General features: G+C 66.5%; 18 protein-coding genes. 14 read left to right on the top strand and 4 right to left on the bottom strand.

Annotated elements, in window-relative coordinates:
• Positions 1-157: 157 nt before the first annotated feature.
• On the bottom strand, positions 158-1,339 hold the full coding sequence (ubiM, locus tag CFR76_RS09060) for a 5-demethoxyubiquinol-8 5-hydroxylase UbiM (RefSeq protein ID WP_110556837.1): 1,182 nt from the start codon (positions 1,337-1,339) through the stop codon (positions 158-160).
• A 33-nt stretch (positions 1,340-1,372) separates the two neighbouring features.
• Positions 1,373-1,960 carry a nitroreductase family protein gene (locus CFR76_RS09055; RefSeq protein ID WP_110556836.1) on the bottom strand — a complete coding sequence of 196 codons (588 nt, stop codon included), beginning with the start codon at positions 1,958-1,960 and terminating at the stop codon, positions 1,373-1,375.
• A 175-nt stretch (positions 1,961-2,135) separates the two neighbouring features.
• Here CFR76_RS09055 and hisB point away from each other — a divergent pair, with 175 nt between their 5' ends.
• From hisB to CFR76_RS09020, 7 genes are read left to right on the top strand one after another with little or no spacing between them, the layout of a single operon-like run.
• A complete protein-coding gene (gene hisB / locus CFR76_RS09050; RefSeq protein WP_110556835.1) occupies positions 2,136-2,732 on the top strand; it encodes an imidazoleglycerol-phosphate dehydratase HisB in 597 nt (198 codons plus the stop codon).
• Positions 2,729-3,109: a hypothetical protein gene (locus CFR76_RS09045; RefSeq protein WP_110556834.1), complete on the top strand. Its 381-nt coding sequence runs from the start codon at positions 2,729-2,731 to the stop codon at positions 3,107-3,109. Before hisB ends, CFR76_RS09045 begins: the two co-directional genes overlap by 4 nt.
• An 8-nt stretch (positions 3,110-3,117) precedes the next feature.
• Positions 3,118-3,792, top strand: a complete 675-nt coding sequence (hisH, locus tag CFR76_RS09040; RefSeq protein ID WP_110556833.1) for an imidazole glycerol phosphate synthase subunit HisH — start codon at positions 3,118-3,120, stop codon at positions 3,790-3,792.
• Positions 3,789-5,141, top strand: coding sequence for a 1-(5-phosphoribosyl)-5-[(5-phosphoribosylamino)methylideneamino]imidazole-4-carboxamide isomerase (gene hisA / locus CFR76_RS09035; protein WP_110556832.1), 1,353 nt, complete (start codon positions 3,789-3,791; stop codon positions 5,139-5,141). Before hisH ends, hisA begins: the two co-directional genes overlap by 4 nt.
• Positions 5,141-5,902: an imidazole glycerol phosphate synthase subunit HisF gene (gene hisF, locus CFR76_RS09030; protein ID WP_110556831.1), complete on the top strand. Its 762-nt coding sequence runs from the start codon at positions 5,141-5,143 to the stop codon at positions 5,900-5,902. Before hisA ends, hisF begins: the two co-directional genes overlap by 1 nt.
• Before the next feature lie 31 nt (positions 5,903-5,933).
• Positions 5,934-6,347: a phosphoribosyl-ATP diphosphatase gene (locus tag CFR76_RS09025; protein ID WP_110556830.1), complete on the top strand. Its 414-nt coding sequence runs from the start codon at positions 5,934-5,936 to the stop codon at positions 6,345-6,347.
• A gap of 26 nt (positions 6,348-6,373) precedes the next feature.
• A complete protein-coding gene (locus CFR76_RS09020) occupies positions 6,374-6,751 on the top strand; it encodes a histidine triad nucleotide-binding protein (protein ID WP_110556829.1) in 378 nt (125 codons plus the stop codon).
• Positions 6,752-6,810: 59 nt separating this feature from the next.
• Here the strand turns inward: CFR76_RS09020 and CFR76_RS09015 are convergent, their stop codons facing one another.
• On the bottom strand, positions 6,811-8,595 hold the full coding sequence (locus CFR76_RS09015; RefSeq protein ID WP_208623959.1) for an ABC transporter ATP-binding protein: 1,785 nt from the start codon (positions 8,593-8,595) through the stop codon (positions 6,811-6,813).
• 190 nt (positions 8,596-8,785) lie between these two features.
• Between CFR76_RS09015 and nth the strand changes: the two genes are divergently transcribed.
• Entirely contained in the window at positions 8,786-9,517 is a 732-nt protein-coding gene (nth, locus tag CFR76_RS09010) for an endonuclease III (RefSeq protein WP_110556827.1), read from the top strand.
• A 159-nt stretch (positions 9,518-9,676) separates the two neighbouring features.
• On the opposite strand, the gene CFR76_RS09005 is transcribed toward nth, so the two are convergent.
• Complete coding sequence (locus tag CFR76_RS09005) at positions 9,677-11,872, bottom strand: ComEC/Rec2 family competence protein (protein ID WP_110556845.1); 2,196 nt, start codon at positions 11,870-11,872, stop codon at positions 9,677-9,679.
• Between the two features lie 114 nt (positions 11,873-11,986).
• On the opposite strand from CFR76_RS09005, the gene gltX reads away from it, so the two are divergent.
• Genes gltX through topA form a run of 6 tightly spaced genes read left to right on the top strand, consistent with a single transcriptional unit; the run spans position 11,987 to position 20,231 of the window.
• Positions 11,987-13,393 (top strand): glutamate--tRNA ligase, encoded by a 1,407-nt coding sequence (gene gltX, locus CFR76_RS09000; protein ID WP_110556826.1) that lies wholly within the window; start codon positions 11,987-11,989, stop codon positions 13,391-13,393.
• On the top strand, positions 13,386-14,351 hold the full coding sequence (locus tag CFR76_RS08995; RefSeq protein WP_025439293.1) for an aspartate carbamoyltransferase catalytic subunit: 966 nt from the start codon (positions 13,386-13,388) through the stop codon (positions 14,349-14,351). Before gltX ends, CFR76_RS08995 begins: the two co-directional genes overlap by 8 nt.
• A complete protein-coding gene (locus CFR76_RS08990) occupies positions 14,348-15,643 on the top strand; it encodes a dihydroorotase (RefSeq protein ID WP_110556825.1) in 1,296 nt (431 codons plus the stop codon). Before CFR76_RS08995 ends, CFR76_RS08990 begins: the two co-directional genes overlap by 4 nt.
• Positions 15,640-16,278, top strand: a complete 639-nt coding sequence (gene plsY / locus CFR76_RS08985; protein ID WP_110556844.1) for a glycerol-3-phosphate 1-O-acyltransferase PlsY — start codon at positions 15,640-15,642, stop codon at positions 16,276-16,278. The genes CFR76_RS08990 and plsY overlap by 4 nt, the downstream gene beginning before the upstream one ends.
• Positions 16,275-17,450: a DNA-processing protein DprA gene (gene dprA / locus CFR76_RS08980; RefSeq protein WP_110556824.1), complete on the top strand. Its 1,176-nt coding sequence runs from the start codon at positions 16,275-16,277 to the stop codon at positions 17,448-17,450. The genes plsY and dprA overlap by 4 nt, the downstream gene beginning before the upstream one ends.
• A gap of 45 nt (positions 17,451-17,495) precedes the next feature.
• Positions 17,496-20,231, top strand: a complete 2,736-nt coding sequence (topA, locus tag CFR76_RS08975; RefSeq protein WP_110556823.1) for a type I DNA topoisomerase — start codon at positions 17,496-17,498, stop codon at positions 20,229-20,231.
• The last annotated feature ends 9 nt before the right edge of the window (positions 20,232-20,240 follow it).

Raw genomic sequence — 20,240 nt, 5'->3', positions numbered from 1 at the left:
AATAACCTAGCAAATCCACCAGAGCCGCTCAAGAAGTTTCCTCAGCGCCGCCGGTGAGTGCGGATATAGGTCCCGCTCCAACAACCGTCAATCTTAAAAGTGCATACAGGCTAAAAAAAATCACCCCGCCTTTTCAGGCAAATAGGCAAAAACCGCACTAGGCCGCGCGATTGCGGTCCATCAGCATGTTCGTGACGGCTGATTTGAAAGGGGCCAGCGCATCGGCCACACGCAGCCCGGCCTGGCGCAGGACACGGAAAGCAGGCTCGTCACGGGTATAGATCGTGGCGATTCCATTGGTGGCGGCAAACAGGGGCGCGGTTGCAAGGCGGTGCCTGCGTTCAAAACGCCGCAGGACGGACAGGCTGCCCGGCGATTCACCACGTGCCAGACCGGCCCCGATTTCCTGCGCCAGAGCCTCCTGCCCTTTCAGCCCAAGATTGAACCCATGGGCGGTAATGGGGTGCATGCCCACGGCCGCATCCCCAATCAGGGCAAAGCCGGGGGCCGCGAAGCGATGGGCATAAACCCCGCGCAGGGGATAGGCATGCCGCGTGCTGACCAGCCGCATGTTGCCCAGTCGCCCCCCCACGCGCTGCATGATTTCGGTATTGAAGGCATCGCGTTCCAGCATGCGCAGGCGTTCGATCTGTTCCACCGGCAGGGTCAGGACGATGGAGGACGCGCCGCCATTGACGGGCAGCAGGGCAATTGTCTGCCCTTCATCAAACCACTGGGTCGCCACATGGTGATGGGGCAGGTCGTGCGCCATGCGGCAGACCAGCATGGCGCGTTTGAAATCATGCATGACGGCGCCAATGCGCTGCTGGCGGCGGATCTGGGAAAAGCGCCCGTCCGCCCCTACCGCAAGGCGGGATGTGATCTCGCCCCCACCATGCACGACCGTCATCTCATCCCCGATCCGCCGGATATGCCGGGTGGACGTGCCGCCAAGCAGGCGGATGCCGGGACGCTGGCTGGCCGCAAGGTACAGCCCGCGGCGGATGCAGTGGTTGGATACAAGGTAGCCCAGCGCCTCAACGCCGCGCCCCTGCGTATCGAATGTCAGGGGATGGTTGCTGCGCCCGGTTTCCACCCGTGCTTCCCGCAGGGGGGAAATGGCGACCTGCGGGATATGGTCCCATGCCCCCAGTTCCTTCAGCACCGAAACCGAATGATGGGTCAGGGCAATCTCGCGCCCGTCAAACGCGGGTTCGGCCCAGCGCGGCTGTGCCGCGCGTTCCAGCACCGCGACGGACAGGCCACGGGCTTCCAGCGACAGGGCGGCAGCCAGCCCCGCCGGGCCGCCACCCATTATGGTTACATCATGATATGTCATTGCCTGCTTTCTGTCCGTATGCGGTGTTCCAGGTTACGCATCCGCGCCAAACTGCACGGGTCCGCCCGTCCACTCGGCCACGTATCCGTCAACCGCGCGGCGCTTCGGTGCGACGGCATCCGGCCTTGGCGTGCCGACAAACAGGAAGCCCGCCAGCTTGTGGGGAGCCGGAAAGCCCAGCTCGGCCGCAAGTTCCGGATCATATGTCACATCGCCGCTGACCCACACCCCGCCAAAGCCCGTGGCATGCAGGGCGTCGAGGATGTTCATGGCCGCGGCCCCCACCGCCAGTTCCTGCTCGATCAGGGGGATCTTGTGTTCGGGACGCAGGTGCATGCCCAGCGCGATGACCAGCGGCATGGTGGAAAAACGGGACTGCCGCTTTTCAATCTTGGCCGGGTCCACCGCCGGGTCCAGCCGCTTCATGCTGGCTACTATGCGCTGCGCCACTTGGGGCCGGGCATCGCCGCGCACCAGCACGTAACGCCACGGCCGCAGCTTGCCATGGTCCGGCGCGCGCATGGCGGTGGACAGGATGGCGTGCAGCACGTCCCCCGTGGGCGCTGGTTCCATCAGCGCGTCGGTGGAAAAGCGCGACAGGAGAAGATCGAGCGATGTCATATGGTCGTTCCCTGATGAACTGGGCGCCCGCTGACCGTCCGTGGCCCATTGGCGGGAGTCATGACGCGACACCATGCAGCAAGTATCCCGTCGTGCCAATATCCACCCCGCCATGCACGACCGGCACCATGGGATCGGTATGGATTCCGGCTACGGGCTTCTATAGAAGGGGGGCATGAATACCCCGCGCACAGCCACGGTCCACCGCGCCACCAGCGAGACCGACATTACCGTCACCATCAACCTTGATGGCACGGGACAGACCCGTATCGAGACCGGCATCGGTTTCCTTGACCACATGCTGACCGCCCTTGGCCGTCACAGCATGTGCGACCTGGAGATTACCGCCAGGGGCGACCTGCACATCGACTACCACCATACGGTGGAGGATACCGGCATCGCACTGGGCAAGGCCTTTGCCAAAGCCATGGGCGACAAGCGTGGCATCCGCCGGTACGGCAGCGCCACCGTACCGCTGGACGAGGCATTGTGCGAAGCGGTGGTGGACATTTCCGGCCGTCCCTTCCTGGCGTGGTCCGTCACCTTCGGGCGTGACAAGATCGGGGAAATGGATACCGAACTGTTCGAGGAATTTTTCCGCGCCTTCGCCATGAGCGCGCTCGTCACGCTGCATGTCATCCAGCGCGCGGGGCATAACTGCCACCATATCGCCGAAGCGGCCTTCAAGGCGCTGGCCCGCGCGCTGCGCACCGCAAGCGAGGCCGACCCGCGCGCGGGCGGCATCATCCCCTCCACCAAGGGCAGCCTGTGACCTTCTATTCCGCCCTGCTGCCCCCTGCCCGCGCCACGGGGCCTGCCGCATGGCCGGTCATGGTGGCGTGGCGCATGTCATGGCTGGTGCTGCTGTGCGGATGGGTCGGGCTGCTGGTGCGTGGCTGCTGGGTCAGCGGTCTGATCGCGGGGGGGGCGGCCATCATGGCCGGACGGCTGCTGCCGCTATCCCTCGCCATGCCGCTACTGGGCGGGCTGCACCTTGTCCTTGCGCTGAACGCCCCGGACCTGCGGCAGTGGGAACTGCGCCTGCGCGGCTACCGGCCCGCGCGTGGCGTTTACGCCACCGACCCCAAGGCAGCCCTGCTGCGCTGGATGGACCCTGACCGGTCCCGTCCCCTTACCCCTGTATCATGAGGCATCCCATGCCCGCGCCTTCTTCTACGCAATCCATCGTGGTGATCGACTATAACGGCGGCAACCTAGCCTCCGCCGCCCGCGCCCTGTCCCGTGCCGCGCAGGACAGCGGCATTGACGCCACCGTCACCATCACCGCCGACCCGCAGGCCGTCATGCAGGCCGACCGGATCGTCCTGCCCGGGCAGGGCGCGTTCGCCGACTGCGCGGCGGGCCTTGCGGCCCGGCCTGGCCTGCATGACGCCATTGTGGCCGCGACCGATGACGGCACGCCTTTCCTTGGCATATGCGTTGGCATGCAGCTTATGGCCGAACGTGGGCGCGAACATGGGGTGACACCCGGCTTTGGCTGGATCGCGGGCGAAATCGCCCTTATGGACGCGCCCGGCCTGCGCCTGCCGCAGATGGGATGGAACCAGTTGGAATTCACCCCCGATGCCCACCCGCTGACCGAAGGCCTGCCGGTGGAGGCGCATGGCTATTTCGTCCATTCCTTCGCCCTGCGCGGATATGACCCGGCCGACATGGTGGCGACCACCGATTACGGTGGCACGGTGCCCGCCATCGTCGCGCGCGGCAACCGGGCGGGCACGCAGTTCCATGTGGAAAAAAGCCAGAAGGTCGGCCTGCGCATCCTGTCCAATTTCCTGCGCTGGACGCCCGCGCCGGGTCGCACGCCATGACACGGCAGGCCCCGACTGCCGGCACCATCGATGCCGAACGCGTGCAGCGGATGCATGAGGACGACCTGCATGCCCTGTGCGACGCGACCAACGCCGCCATTCTGGAAGGTGGCGGGTTCGGCTGGCTGGCCCCGCCCCCGCGTGAAACGCTGGAGCGGTATTTCCGTGGCGTCCTGCTGGTGCCCGAACGCCAGATGTTTGTCGCCCGGCTGGATGACATGATCGTGGGATCGGCCCAGCTCGTACGCCCGCCACGCAATAACGAAGCACAGGCCATGAGTGCGACACTCATGCATTTCTATATCGCGCCCTACGCCCGCGGGCTGGGGCTGGGCCGCCTGCTGCTGAACGAAGTGGAAAGCTGCGCGCGCAGCATGGGCTACCAGATCATCAACCTGGACGTGCGCGAAACCCAGGCCGATGCCGTGCGCCTGTTCCGCAGCAGCGGGTTCCACCACTGGGGCACCCATCCCAGCTATGCCCGCACGGATGGCCGCACCGTGCGCGGCCTGTTCTTCACCAAGCGCCTGCAGGATGATGAGCGGATCGTCCCTGCCCACCCGCAGGCGGCTTCAACCCCCATCCCTGCAGCAGGACATGCCCCCGTGACCGGACACAGCCTGACACTCTACCCCGCAATCGACCTCAAGGACGGCACATGCGTGCGCCTGCGCCGGGGGGAAATGGATAACGCCACCGTCTATTCCGATGACCCCGGCGCGCAGGCCCGGGCATGGATCGACGCCGGGTGTTCATGGCTGCATGTCGTGGACCTGAACGGCGCCTTCGCGGGGCGTTCGGCCAATACCGAAGCGATCGAGTCCATCATCGCCAATGCCTCGGTGCCGGTGCAGCTGGGGGGCGGACTGCGTGACCTGGACAGCATCGGCAAATGGCTCAATGCCGGGATAAGCCGCGTCATCCTGGGGTCCATCGCGGTCAAGAACCCCGAACTGGTGCGTGAGGCGTGCCGCCTGTTCCCTGGCCGGGTCGTCGCGGGCATTGACGCGCGCAGCGGGCAGGTCGCGACTGAAGGCTGGGCCGAGACATCGGAAATGAAGGCCGTGGAACTGGGCCAGCGCATGCAGGACGTGGGCGTTGCCGCCGTCATCTTCACCGAAATCAGCCGTGATGGCATGCTGACGGGCATCGATATCGAACAGACCGCCGACATGGCCAATGCCCTGTCCATTCCCGTCATCGCCAGCGGCGGGGTCGGCAACCTTGAACACCTCGAAGCCCTGCGCGCCGCGACCGCGCAGGCACCCGGCATCGAGGGCGTGATCGTGGGGCGCGCGCTGTATGACGGGCGCATCGACCTGGGCGAAGCCCTGCGGGTCCTGTCCTGATGCTGAAGCTGCGTGTCATCCCCTGCCTGGATGTCAAGAATGGCCGCGTGGTCAAGGGCGTCAACTTCGTCTCGCTGCGCGACGCGGGCGACCCGGTGGAACAGGCGGCCGTGTATGACGCGGCGGGGGCGGATGAGCTGACCTTCCTCGACATCACCGCCAGCAACGAAAACCGCGACACCATCCTTGATGTCGTCAGCCGCACGGCGGAACGCATCTTCCTGCCGCTGACGGTGGGCGGCGGCGTGCGCACCACGGACGACATGCGCCGCCTGCTGCTGGCGGGGGCGGATAAATGCGCCATGAACTCGGCCGCCGTGTCGCGTCCCGAACTGGTCAGCGAGGCCGCACAAAAATTCGGCAGCCAGTGCGTGGTCGTGGCCATTGACGCCCGCAGCGACGGCCATGGGTCATGGGAAGTTTATACCCATGGCGGCCGCACCCCCACCGGGCGTAACGTGATCGACTGGTGCCGCGAAGTGGCCGAGCGCGGCGCGGGTGAAATCCTGCTGACCAGCATGGACCGCGACGGCACGGGCAAGGGATTCGACCTGGACCTGCTGCGCGCGGCGAATGCGGCGGTGCGCATTCCCATCGTGGCCTCTGGCGGGGTGGGGGAACTGGACCATTTTGTCGAAGGCGCGCGCGCGGGGGCCACCGGCCTGCTGGCCGCCAGCGTGTTCCATTTCGGCCAGTTCACCATTCCGCAGGTCAAGCAGGCGCTGGCGGCAGCGGGCCTGCCGGTGCGCCTGAGCGACTGATCCCCCTTTCCCTGCCTATCGGAGCATTGTGATGGCCAAGCCAGAAAAATCCCGCAAGAACACCCCGGCAAAATCCGCCGCCGCCAGCCTGAAGCTGGAAGCGGTGGGGCCTGCCACCCCTGATGTGCTGGACCGCCTGTTCGATGTTGTGGAATCGCGGCGTGGCACGGACCCGTCGGTCAGCCATTCCGCCCGCCTGCTGGCGCGTGGCCGCCGCAAGATCGCGCAGAAATTTGGCGAGGAAGCCGTCGAATGCCTGATCGAGGCCGTGGCGGGCAACCGGGGTGAACTGGTCAGCGAAAGTGCCGACGTTCTGTACCACCTGATCGTGATGTGGGTGGATGCCGGGGTGAAACCGGCGGAAGTCTGGGCCGAACTGCTGCGCCGCGAAGGCACCAGCGGCGTCGCGGAAAAGGCGTCGCGCCCGCACGACCCGCTGGCCTGATCCCCACCCGAAACAGGAGCATACCCATGGCTGTCAACGGTACCGGACCCTACGACCCGCAGAACGTGTTCGCCCGCATCCTGCGCGGCGAACTGCCGTGCAAAAAAGTCTATGAGGACGAATACGCCCTCGCCTTCCATGACATCGCGCCCAAGGCGCCGGTGCATGTGCTGGTCATCCCCAAGGGGCCGTTCGTCTCCTTTGCCGATTTCAGCAGCAAGGGCACGGAAGCCGAAATCACCGGCTTCACCCGCGCGGTGGGCAAGGTCGCGCGCGACCTGAAGCTGGAAGCCCCCGGCTATCGCCTGCTGTCCAATGTGGGCGTGGCGGGCGGGCAGGAAGTGCCGCATTTCCATGTCCACCTGTTTGGCGGCAGGGCGCTGGGCGCCATGCTGCCGGGCTAAGGGGTTAAAAGCTTCACCAAAAACGTCCATCATGATTACGGGATGTTTCCCAGTGATGCCTACAAGGACTGAAGCTCGAACAACCCGCGATAGATCCCGCCCTCGCGCGCCATAAGGGTGTCGTGGGGGCCGTCCTCACACACCTGCCCGTGGCGGAAGACGATAATGCGGTCCAGCCCCATCACGGTGGATAGCCGGTGGGCGATGACCAGCACCGTGCGCCCGGCCATAAGCCGCTCCATCGCCTGCTGGACCAGCGTTTCGGAATGCGAATCAAGGCTGGATGTCGCCTCGTCCATGATGACGATGCGGGCATGGCTCAGGAACGCGCGCGCAATGGCGATGCGCTGGCGCTCCCCACCTGACAGCTTGACGCCGCGTTCGCCCACCATGGTGGCGTAACCGCGCGGCAGGCGGGCGATGAAGTCCGCCGCGTTGGCCTGCCGGGCGGCGTGTTCGATTTCAGCCATCGTGGCATCAGGTCGGCCATAGGCTATGTTTTCCGCCAGCGAGCGGTGGAACAGCAAGGGTTCCTGCGGCACAATGGCGATCTGCCCCCGCAGGCTGGACTGCGTGACGGTGGCGATATCCGTCCCGTCAATCGTGATCCGCCCGCCCTGCACGTCATACAGGCGCTGCAGCAGGCGTGTCAGCGTGGTCTTGCCCGAACCCGACGGGCCGACAAGCGCCACCCTGCTGCCCGGCGCGATATCAAGGTTCAGGTCATCAAACAGCAGCCTGCCCTGCTGGCGTTCATAGCCAAAGCGCACATGCGCGAAACGGATATGGCCCTGCGTCACCCGCAATGCCACGGCACCAGGGCGGTCGGCCACAGCGGGCTGCATGTGGAACAGGGCGACCAGTTCCTCCATTTCATTGACCGAACGCTGCACGACCGAAATCTGCTGGCCGATATCACGCAGGTAGCCCTGGATCACGAACATCATCGTCAGCACATAGGCCACATCCCCCGGTCCGGCGCGGCCATGCATCCATAACAGCGCCACCCCGGCAATCAGCACCATGCGCATGAGCAGGGCGGCGAAGTTCTGCAGGTTGGCGCTGTTGGTCCCGCGCAGCCATGACCGCACCGTGCGCTGCCGCCAGCGCCCCGCCACCCATGCCAGCCGCGCATCCTCCCGCGATTCCGCGCCGCAGGCCTTCACCACCGCGTTGCACGTCACCGCATCGGACAGGGTTGCGCCCATGCGCGTATCCCACGCATTGGCAAGGCGCGCGGACGGCGCCACGTAACGCAGCGTCAGCATGACCGACAGCGCCACCAGCGCCGCCGATCCCACCGCCAGCACCAGCCCCATCAACGGCCAGTGAAAGGCCAGAACGGCGGTCGTGGCGCACAGCACGATCCCCTCCGGCACCAGCATGAGCAGCAGCGTGTCCCCCAGCGTATCGACCGCTCCCAGTCCGCGCGTGATGCGCCGCACGGTTGACCCGGCGAAGTTGGAGGCATGCCATTCGCTGGAAAGCCGCTGCACGCGCGCGAACACTTCGGTAACGATGCCGGTCATGACGCGCGATGTCAGGTGGGTAATGCCGACATAGGCCGTGCGCCGCGCAATGATGCCGCCCAGGCCCAGCACGGCCAGGCCCGCCACGTCCCATATGGCGCGATGGACCGCCGTCCGGGCGGCCGGGCGGGATACGTCACTGACCAGCCAGCCCGCCACCAGCGGCATCATCACATCCGCCACGGTGGCGGCCGCGATCCCCACCAGCGTCCATGCCAGAAAGCCGGGATACGTGCGCCACCGGCGCCAGACAAAGCCCAGAACGGCGGAAAATTCATGTCGTCCCGATGCCGGGCGGGAGAAAAAGGATGCCATTGCCAATGCGCCCTGATGCAGGAAACCACACGGCCATGCGTCCGGCACGCATGCACCGCCGGGGCCGGAACGACTAACCTTCGCAGGGGCCGTGCGCAAGGACAATGGCCGCTTCCGGTCGGCAAGGTGATTTACACCACCCCCCGCGACACCGCACAATGCCGGGCGATCCAATGCCTGCGAGTACCAGATGACATCAGCCAGATCCCCGAAGAAACCCGCGCGTCGCGCCATGACGCTGGCGGAAGTGCGCGCCTTCATCACCCAACTGGCCGCCGCCAACCCGAATGCCGAAAGCGAACTGGATTTCGTGGACGACTACACCCTGCTGGTTGCCGTGGCGCTGTCGGCGCAGGCGACCGATGTCTCGGTCAACAAGGCGACAAAGGCGCTGTTCCGCGACGCGCCCACGCCACGGGCCATGGTGGAACTGGGGGAGGAAAAGGTCGGCGCGCATATCCGCACCATCGGGCTGTGGCGGACCAAGGCGCGCAATGTCGTGGCCCTGTCGCAGCAGTTGCTTGAACGCTTTGACGGCAAGGTGCCCTATGACCGCGCGGCCCTTGAATCCCTGCCCGGCGTGGGGCGCAAGACCGCGAACGTGGTGATGAACGTGGCGTTTGGCGACAGCACCATGGCGGTCGATACCCACATCTTCCGCATCGGCAACCGCACGGGCCTGGCGCCGGGGGCGACCCCGCGCGCGGTGGAGGACCAGCTTGTCCGCCGCATTCCCGCCGACATGCTGCGCCCCGCGCATCACTGGCTGATCCTGCACGGGCGCTATGTCTGCAAGGCCCGCAAGCCCGAATGCTGGCGCTGTCCCGCCTTTGACCCGTGCCAGTACCGCATGAAGGACGACCTGCGTGCGGTGGGGCCGGACAAGGAACCGCCGGTTTCCCTACCGCTCGAATCATCTTAACATACTGTTTAAAAATAAAAGTTTTTGGGTGCCGCCTTTTTCCAAAAAGGCGGCGTCTTCTGAAGCTTTTTGAAAAAAGCTTCACCAAAAACTTTCCTGGATAGAACCTGCCTTTCGCCAAGTTGGGGCGATGGTCCGCACGCAAACGTACAATCGATCCTATTCCGCCCGGGCCATGGGCAGGTCAGGCACGCCCGCCCCGCCAGGCCGCATGACCCACGGCCGCGCCCCGCGCACCTGCCGGTCAGACAGTGCCCTGACACCACCTGCCCGGTCGGGATACAGGGCATAGGCCCCATTGCGCCATATGTCGAAACGCCCGATTACCGCCGCGCCGGGACAGCTGCCCTGCGCCCACAGGTTCACCACCATGCGGGCATCGCGGCACAACCCGCGACCCGGCCCCCGTGCGGAAAGCAGCAGCAGGATATCCCCATCGTGTTCCCGCACGCGGCATGCGCCACCCTGACACGATAACGGCCCCTGCCCCGCATCATCGGGCAACACGCCTGCATCCAGCCCCGTCACACGCTGCCATTCCCGTAAAATGAACGGATCGGGGTGCGCGGCGGGACCGGTCAGCAGCATATGCCCGCTGACAACGCCCGCCATGCGAGCATCCGGCGACACCATCACCACGGGTTGCGCACCCCACCACGGCGATAGCAGCGCCAGCGCGACCGGCACGAATCCCGGCAACCGCCCCCATCCACCCCACAGGCACAGCCAGCATAACCCGGCAAAGAACAGCGCCAGCCCGCCATTGCCGATGGCGGGCACCCCGATATGCGCGACCGGAAGACAGGCCACCTGCCGCGCCAGCCACGCCACCACCCCGATCCCCCACCCCATGGGCGCCAGCGCCAGCCTTTCCCACCCCAGCGGCATCAGCATACAGGCCGCCAGTCCCCACGGCATGATCCACACCGACATGAGCGGCACCGCCAGCAGGTTGGCCAGCATGAACCACGGCTGCACCGTGCCGAAATGCGCCATGCCCACGGGAATGCACGCACTGCCCGCCAGCACGCTGGCCAGCAGGGGATGGGCAAGCCGCGCGCCCGTCCTGCGCCACCACGTCACGTCATGTTCCCATGCCGACAGGTACGGGCGCAGCGCATCGAAGCCGGCAATCAGCGCCATGACCGCCGCAGCCGACATCTGCAATGGCAGTTCGGCCACGTCTTCCGCATTCAGGCACAGCAGGATGGCTACCGCCACCGCCAGCGCCCGCATCGACACCACGCGCCTGCCCGCCATCAGCGCCACGACCGCAAGCCCCGCCATGAACAGGCTGCGCTGCGCCGGCAGGTGCGCGCCGGTGATGATGACATATCCCCCACCGGCCAGCAGCGCGCAGGCCGCCGCGATCTGCCGGCACGGCCAGAACAGCGCCGCGCGTTCGGACAGCGCCAGCCCCATGCGCGCGCCCGCCATGACCAGTCCCATGACAATGGCAAGGTGCAGCCCGGCAACGGCCAGCAGGTGGGCCAGCCCCGCATCGGCAAAGGCACCCCGCACGCCGGGTGCAATCGCCCCGTCCGCGCCGACCAGCACGGTCGCGGCGATAGCGCCGCGATCGCCCGGCAGGGCCATGCGAATCCGCGCGTCCATGGCCTGGCGCAGGGTGGCGATGCGCGCGGACAGCCCGGACGGGGCATGGCCATGCCGGCATGTCACCCCATCCAGCGCGCGCGCATTGCCCGCACGCCCGTCAAACCAGGCGCGGCGCTGGGCATCATACCCCCCCGGCACGGCGGGAAAGGCCGGGGGCGAGAGCATCACGCGCGCCAGCAGCGTATCACCGGGCACCGGAACGCATGCATCATCGGGCCGCAGCCGCAACACCAGCACACGACGTAGCGGTGGCATGCCGGTATTGATACCATCAAGGAAGCGGACATCCGCCAGCCGCACCCGCCATGCCTGCGCGCCATCACGCTGGGCCTGCGCCTCCACATCCAGCACGCGCCCCGCCAGATGCACCGCCCGGCGCGGCAGGTCGGGAAAGGGCGGCATGTGATGCGCCTGCACCCAGGCCACCAGCGCCCCGGCCGCGCACGCCCCCACCACGCCACAGCCCATGCGCACCGGCAGCCCCGTGCCCCATAGCAGCCGCGCGGCCATGCACCCGGCGACCACCATGGCGGCCGCCCACGCCCAGATGGCCGATGGTTCCCACGACAGCGTGAAATACAGGGCGGCACCCGCTGCCATAAGGGCGGGCAGCCACAACACGAAGCGCGCATGCTGCCCCCACAGCCATGTGCTGGTACCCGCCTTCATGCGCGACAGTCCGGCCCGGACGCGGTCAATATGCTGGCGTGGCAGGACAACCCCCGTCATGATCTGCACCCATGGCGCGGCCATGCCCATGCGTGGCCGGAATGCACACCCTACCGGCCCGGATGGCACACAGGCCAGACTGCCCCCTGTCAGCAGGGCGAAAACATGCTAAAGAACCGGCTCATGACTGTCCGTACGCGCTTCGCTCCCAGCCCCACCGGCCTGCTGCATATCGGCAACGCCCGTGCCGCCCTTTTCAATTTCCTCTATGCCCGCCACCATGGCGGCCAGTTCCTGCTCAGGATCGAGGATACCGACCGAGAACGCTCGACCCAGCAGGCGGTCGATGTGCTGTTCGACGGACTGGCGTGGATGGATATCCACCCGGACGAAAAGCCGGTGTTCCAGTCCACCCGGCAGGCGCGCCATACCGAAGTGGCGCATGAGCTGCTGGAAAAGGGACTGGCCTACCGCTGCTACTGCACGGCCGATGAGCTGAAGGCAATGCGCGAGAAGGCGATGGCCGAGGGTCGTCCCCCCCGCTACAATGGCATGTGGCGTGACCGCGACCCGTCCGAAGCCCCCCCCAATACCCCCTACACCATCCGCATCAAGGCCCCGCGTGAAGGCGAGACCACCATCCACGACCTGGTGCAGGGCGACGTGCGCGTGGCCAATGCCGAACTGGATGACATGATCATCCTGCGCGCCGACGGCACCCCGGTCTACCAGCTTGCGGTGGTGGTGGATGACCATGACATGGACATCACCCACGTAATCCGTGGCGATGACCACCTGACCAACACCTTCCGCCAGGCCATGATCTACCGCGCCATGGGCTGGGACCAGCCGCATTTCGCCCATCTGCCGCTGATCCACGGGCCGGACGGGGCCAAGCTGTCCAAGCGGCACGGGGCGCAGTCGGTGGTTGAATTCCGTGACATGGGCTACCTGCCCGAAGCGCTGGACAACTACCTGCTGCGCCTTGGCTGGGGCCACGGCGATGCCGAGATCCTGTCGCGTGAGGAACAGATCAAACTGTTCGACCTTGACGGCGTGGGCCGCTCGCCCTCACGCATGGATTACGCCAAGCTGCTGCACATCAATGGCGTGTGGCTGCGCCAGGCCGATGACACGCGCCTGACCCATGACGTGATGGAACGCCTGGGCAAGATGGAGGGGGTCGATACCTCCGACGCCACGCGGGCCAGGGTGCTGGCCCTCATGCCGGGGCTGAAGGAACGCGCGAAGACGCTGGTGGAACTGGCGGATAACGCCGCCTTCCTTGGCCGTTCGCTGCCGCTTGCGTTCGACCCCAAGGCCGAAAAGCAGCTGACGCCCGAAAACCGCGCCATGCTGGGCAGGCTGGCCGAAGCCCTGAAGGCGACGGAGCCGTTTGACAGGGAAGGCATCGACGCGACCCTGCGCCAGTTTGCCGAAACGCATGAAATGAAGCTGGGCAAGGTGGCCCAGCCCCTGCGCGCCGCCGTGACCGGCAGCACCATGTCGCCCGGTATCGATGACACGCTGGCCGCCCTTGGCCGGGACGAGGTGCTGGCCCGCATCAACGCGGTTGCCGCCCATGAGTGAGCGCGGCAGCCATGGCAGCAATGTCTTCCTGACCCGGCCCGCGCGCCACCTGCTGGGCGTGCAGGGCATGCATCCCGCCCGGATCACGCCCTTTCTTGACCTGGCGGAACATTACGCCCTGCTCAACCGGTCGCGCAAAACCCCGCGCGACCTGCTGCGCGGACGCACGCTGATCAACCTGTTTTTCGAGGACAGCACCCGCACCCGCACATCGTTCGAGCTGGCGGGCAAGCGGCTGGGCGCGGATGTGGTGAACATGACGGTCGCCAGTTCCTCGGTCAACAAGGGCGAGACGCTGCTCGATACGGCAGCCACCCTGAACGCCATGCATACCGACCTGCTGGTGGTGCGCCATTCGCAGTCCGGCGCCCCTGCCCTGCTGGCGCAGAAGGTGCAGGCCAGCGTGGTCAACGCCGGTGACGGCACGCACGAACACCCGACACAGGCGTTGCTGGACGCGCTGACCATCCGCCGCCATTTTGGCGTGTTCGAGGGGCTGACCATCGCCATATGCGGTGATGTCAGCCACAGCCGCGTCGCACGGTCCAACATCCACCTGCTGACCGCCATGGGCTGCCAGGTGCGCGTGGTGGGGCCGCCGACACTGGTGCCCGGCGCCATCGGGGCGCTGGGGGTCAGCATCCACCACACGATGGAAGACGGGCTGCGCGGGGTGGACGTGGTGATGATGCTGCGCGTGCAGCGCGAACGCATGAAGGGTACGCAGGTGCCCAGCGCGCGCGAGTATTTCCGCTTCTACGGGCTGGATAACAAACGCCTCGCGCTGGCGAAGCCGCACGCGCTGGTCATGCATCCCGGGCCGATGAACCGGGGCGTGGAAATTGACAGCCGTGTTGCCGATTCCGACCAAAGCGTGATCCGCGAACAGGTGGAAATGGGGGTTGCCGTGCGCATGGCGGTTCTGGACATCCTCTCACGTGGGGGAGATGGCGCATGAAGCCGGTCCTGTTTGAAAACGTCCGCCTGATCGATCCCGCAGGCAGCCTCGACCGGCCCGGCCGCCTGCTGGTGCGCGACGGCGTGATTGCCGGCACCGACCTGCCGCAGGCCGAAGGTGCGCCGGAAGGGGCTGAAATTGTTGATGGCGGCGGCCAGCTCGTCCTGTGTCCCGGCCTGGTGGACATGCGGGTGACGATTGGCGAACCCGGCTATGAATACCGCGAAACGGTGCTGTCTGCCGCAAAGGCCGCGGTTGCCGGTGGCATCACCACCATCGCCGTGCTGCCCAATACCAGCCCGACCATAGACAACCCCGCCCTTGCCCGCCTGCTGCGCGCGCGCGGCGAGGAAACGGGCATGATCGACATCCTGCCCTATGGCGCGCTGACGCGGGAATGCGCCGGCACGGAAATGGCGGAAATCGGCCTGCTGGCCGAAGCGGGCGCCATTGCCTTTACCGATGGCCCCCACGCCATTGCCGACAGCCGCACCATGCGGCAGATGTTGACCTATGCGCGCGGGTTCGATGCGCTGATCGTCCAGCACCCCGAAGACCCGTCACTGGCGCGCGGGGGGTGCGCGACCGATGGCGAACTGGCCACGCGCCTTGGCCTGCCGGGCATTCCGGCGGCGGCCGAGGCGATCCTGATCGCCCGTGACCTCCGCCTTGCGCGCATGACCGGCGGCCGGCTGCATTTCGGCCATGTCTCCACCGCCGAGGGGCTGGACCTGATCCGCGCGGCCAAGGCCGATGGCGTCAGGGTGAGCTGCGATACCGCGCCGCCGTATTTCGACCTGAACGAAACCGTGATCGGGGACTTCCGCACCTATGCCAAGCTGTCGCCGCCGCTGCGGGCGGAAGCGGACCGCCGGGCGGTGTGCGCGGCGCTGGCCGATGGCACGATCGACGCCATCGCATCCGACCACATGCCCTGTGACGCGGATGACAAGCGCCAGCCCTTTGCCGTGGCCGCCGCCGGGGGAACGGGGCTGTGCACGCTGCTGGCCGTAACCCTGGCGCAGGTACATGCGGGCAATATCGGCATGATGGACGCCCTGGGCCTGCTGACCAACCGCCCTGCATCCGTGCTGCGCAGCGCAGCCGGGACGCTGGGCGCGGGCAAACCTGCCGACCTGTGCCTGTTCAACCCCGATACGGGCTGGATCGTGCGGGCGGGCGAACTGCCGGGCAAGGCCCAGAACACCCCCTTTGACGGTCGCGCGCTGGAAGGCCGCGTGCTGGGCACATGGAAGAACGGGCGGCGCGTCTTCGGGGCCGCCGCCGCATGATATACGGCATCCCCACCTATGACCTGCCGCTTATGGCGGCGGTGGCCTTCCTGTCCTACCTGATTGGCAGCATCCCCTTCGGGCTGGTGCTGACGGCGCTGTCGGGCAACGGGGACATCCGCAAGATCGGGTCGGGCAATATCGGGGCCACCAACGTGCTGCGCACCGGGCGCAAGGGGCTGGCGGCGGGCACGCTGGCGCTGGATGGCACGAAGGGGGCATTCGCGGTTTTCTGCGCCTTCGTGCTGTGCCCGTTCCACACGCTGGCCGCCGAATCGCTGGCCGCGATCTTTGCCGTGGCGGGGCACTGCTTTCCCGTATGGCTGAAATTCCGTGGCGGCAAGGGAGTCGCGACCGGGCTGGGCTGCATACTGGCGCTCATGCCCGGCGTGGGCTTGTGCTGCTGCGCGCTGTGGCTGATCTTCGCCAAAGTCACGCGCATTTCATCAGCGGGCGCGATCATTGCCTTCGCCGCCCTGCCGCTGCTCATGATCCGGCCGGGACGGATTGACTTTTCCTCGCCCGCCTATGTCGCGGGCTGCCTGATCGCGGTGATGATCCTGATCCGCCACCATGCCAACATCATCCGCCTGCTGAAGGGCACGGAACCACGGATCGGCCAGAAAGGCGCATGACCGCGCCCGATGCCGCAACGGTGCTGGCCTGCCTGCGGCTGGCACGGACGGACGGCATCGGCCCGGTCGCCTACCGCCGCCTTGTCCGCACGCATGGCAGCGTGCATGCGGCACTCGACATGCTTGAACGCGGCGCGACCCGCATAAGCCGCAGCATCGGCACACTTTGCCCGCGTGATGACGCGCTGCGCGAAATCGACCACCTGCAGGCCATGGGCGCGCACCTGCTGGTGCATGGGCAGCCCGGCTACCCGCCCCTGCTGGGCCGCCTGCATGACGCGCCGCCGGTACTGAGCGTGCTGGGCGATCCCGCATTGCTGGCGAATCGCATGGTTGGCATCGTGGGCGGGCGCAATGCGTCATCGGGCGGCGTCCGCATGGCGGAAAGCCTGGCCGCATTGCTGGCCGCCCACGGCGTGGACACGATATCGGGGCTGGCCCGCGGGATCGACGCCGCAGCCCATCGGGGCGCGATGACGGCGGGACGCACGGTTGCGGCCATCGCGGGTGGGCTGGACTGCCCCTATCCGCCTGAACATGACGCCCTGCAGGACCAGATCGCGCGGACTGGCGCGGTTGTGACCGAAGCGCCGCTGGGCACGGTGCCGCAGGCCCGGCATTTCCCGCGCCGCAACCGGCTGATCGCGGGGCTGGGGCTGGGTTGCGTCGTGATCGAGGCCGCACTGCGTTCAGGCAGCCTGATTACCGCGCGCATGGCGCTGGACTATGACCGCACCATATTCGCCGTGCCCGGATCGCCGCTGGACCCGCGCTGCCATGGCAGCAACGACCTGTTGCGCCAGGGCGCGGTGCTGACGGAAAACGAACGCGATATCCTGCGTGAACTGCCTGAATTCATGGAAGAAACCACGCTGTTCCCCATGCAGGCGCCACCCCCGGCCCTGGCGGTGCGTGGGGCTGCCCCGCGCCACGAAACCCCGCCACGGGCCATGCCCGCGCCGCCGCCTGCGCCACCACCAGCGGGAACGGACAACCTGCATGAAATGATAGAGGGTTTTCTATCTTTCACGCCATCGCCTGTTGACGATCTCGTACGGCGCTGCCAGTTCTCGACAGCAGCAGTCCTGACCGTCCTGTCGGAAATGGAGATTGCGGGCACGATCGAATTCCTTGCGGGGGATATGGTCGTGCGGCGTCCACCCCCCGCCTGACAGCCGGGATTATACAAGGTTCTAGAATCGTGATCCGGAGACAGAATGACTGACGTCGTGGTGGTCGAATCGCCAGCCAAGGCGAAAACGATCAATAAGTATCTGGGTGACAACTACACGGTTCTTGCCTCGTTCGGGCATGTGCGCGACCTGCCGCCCAAGGATGGCAGCGTCAAGCCCGACGAAGGCTTTGCCATGGTGTGGGAAACCGACGAGCGCGGCAGCCGCCAGATCGCGGCCATCGCCAAGGCGCTGCGTGGGGCCAAGCACCTTTACCTTGCCACTGACCCCGACCGTGAGGGCGAGGCCATTTCGTGGCATGTGCGCGCGATCCTGGAGGAAAAGAACCTCCTCAAGGGGATCGACGTGCAGCGCGTCACCTTCAATGAAATTACCAAAAGCGCCATCAAGACCGCGATGGCGCACCCGCGCGGGCTGGATTTCCCGCTGATCGAGGCATACCTTGCCCGTCGCGCGCTGGACTATCTCGTGGGCTTTACGCTGTCGCCGGTGCTGTGGCGCAAGCTGCCCGGATCGCGCAGCGCGGGCCGCGTGCAGTCGGTCGCCCTGCGCCTGATCTGCGAGCGCGAGGCGGAGATCGAGGTCTTCAAGCCACGTGAATACTGGTCGGTCATCGCGCGGATGACCACGCCGGGGGGGGCGGCGTTCTCCGCGCGCCTGACCCATCTGGACGGGCACAAGCTGGACCAGTTCGACCTGAATGACGAAGCGCGCGCCATGGACGCCAAGGCGGCGGTGGAAGCCGGCGACTTCAGCGTTGAAAAGGTCGAACGCCGCAAGGTCCGGCGCAACCCGCCGCCGCCCTTCACCACATCGACCATGCAGCAGGAAGCATCGCGCAAGCTGGGCATGGGCGCGCAGGTAGCCATGCGCACCGCCCAGCAGCTTTATGAAGGCATTGATATCGGTGGCGAGACGGTCGGCCTGATCACCTACATGCGAACCGACGGCGTGCAGATGGCGGGCGAGGCCATCAGCGCCATCCGCAGCCATATCGGCCACAGCTTTGGCGACCAGTACGTGCCCGAAAAGGCCCGCATCTATTCCACCAAGGCCAAGAACGCGCAGGAAGCGCATGAAGCCATCCGCCCGACCGACGTGCGCCGCACGCCGGCCGACATGGCGCGCTACCTTTCGCCCGAACAGAAGAAGCTGTATGACCTGATCTGGAAGCGCTCGGTCGCCAGCCAGATGCAGTCGGCCGAACTGGACCAGGTCGCGGTCGATATCGTGGACCGCCAGCAGCGCGTCACCCTGCGCGCCACCGGGTCCATGATCGCATTCGACGGTTTCCTGCGCCTGTACAGCGAAGGCCGCGACGATTCGCCCGCCAGAACGGATGATGACCAGGACCGGATGCTGCCCGCCATGAAGGAACGCGACGCCATCGGGCGGGGCGAGGTCACGGCGGAACAGCACTTCACCCAGCCGCCGCCACGTTATTCGGAAGCGTCGCTGGTGAAGAAGATGGAGGAAATCGGCATCGGCCGTCCCTCCACCTACGCCTCCATCCTGACGGTGCTGCGCGACCGCAATTACGTGCAGCTTGAAAACCGGCGATTCGTGCCCGAGGATCGCGGGCGGCTGGTCACGGCCTTCCTGACCTCCTTCTTTGAACGCTATGTCGATACGCAGTTCACGGCGGGGCTGGAGGAACAGCTTGATGACATCTCCGGCGGACGGGCCAACTGGCGCGACGTGATGTCCGCGTTCTGGTCCGATTTCTCGCACGCGGTGGACCAGACCAAGGACCTGAAAATCTCCGACGTCATCACGGCGCTGGATGCGGACCTTGCCCCCTATTTCTTCCCGCAGCGCGAGGACGGGCAGGACCCGCGCGTGTGTACCGCATGCGGCACGGGGCGTCTGGGGCTGAAGCTGGGGCGTTACGGGGCCTTCATTGGCTGTTCCAACTATCCCACCTGCCAGTACACCCGCAAACTGGTGGTCGATCCCTCCAAGGAGGGCGAGGACGCGGAATCGCTGAAGGACGGCATGCGCGTGCTGGGCAATGCCCCCACCGGCGAGGAAGTGACCGTGCGCCGTGGCCCGTGGGGCCTGTACGTGCAGCAGGGCGAACCCGACCCCGAGGACAAGAAGGCCAAGCCGAAGCGCGCCACCATCCCGCGCGGGCTGGATGGCGACAAGATCACGCTGGAACAGGCGGTGGGCCTTTTGTCCCTGCCGCGCATCGTGGGCATCCACCCCGAACTGGGTGAGCCGATCGAGGCCGGCCTGGGCCGCTTCGGGCCATATGTGAAAATGGGCGCGGTCTATGGTTCGCTGGACAAGGATGATGATGTCCTGACCGTGGGCCTGAACCGCGCGGTGGACGCACTGGCGAAAAAGCTGGCCTCCATCCGCACCATTGGTCCCCACCCCAAGGATGGCGAGCCGGTCATGGTGCGCAAGGGCCGCTTTGGCCCGTATGTGCAGCACGGCTCCATCGTGGCCACCGTGCCGCGCGGGCAGGACATGAACGATGTCACCATGGACGAGGCGGTGGCGCTGCTGACCGAAAAGGGCAAGCCGCTGAAGGCCAAGGGCAAGAAGGCGGCCACCACCCGCAAGCCCGCCGCCCGCAAGACCAGGGCCAAGGCGGCCGAGGGGACGGAAGGCGCGGAAGACGCGAAGCCCGCACCGAAGAAAAAGGCGGCCCCGCGCAAGGCCGCGACCAAGACGGTGGCCAAAACAGCCACGCGCAAGACCACGACCCGCAAGAAGGCCACGCCGGCCAAGAGCGAAAGCGAGACCGACTGATCATGAAAC

The organism is Komagataeibacter swingsii (assembly GCF_003207895.1).
Classification (GTDB): domain Bacteria; phylum Pseudomonadota; class Alphaproteobacteria; order Acetobacterales; family Acetobacteraceae; genus Komagataeibacter; species Komagataeibacter swingsii.
The sequence above is the reverse complement of the archived record's forward strand: the minus strand, read 5'-3'. Positions and strand labels throughout refer to the sequence as shown.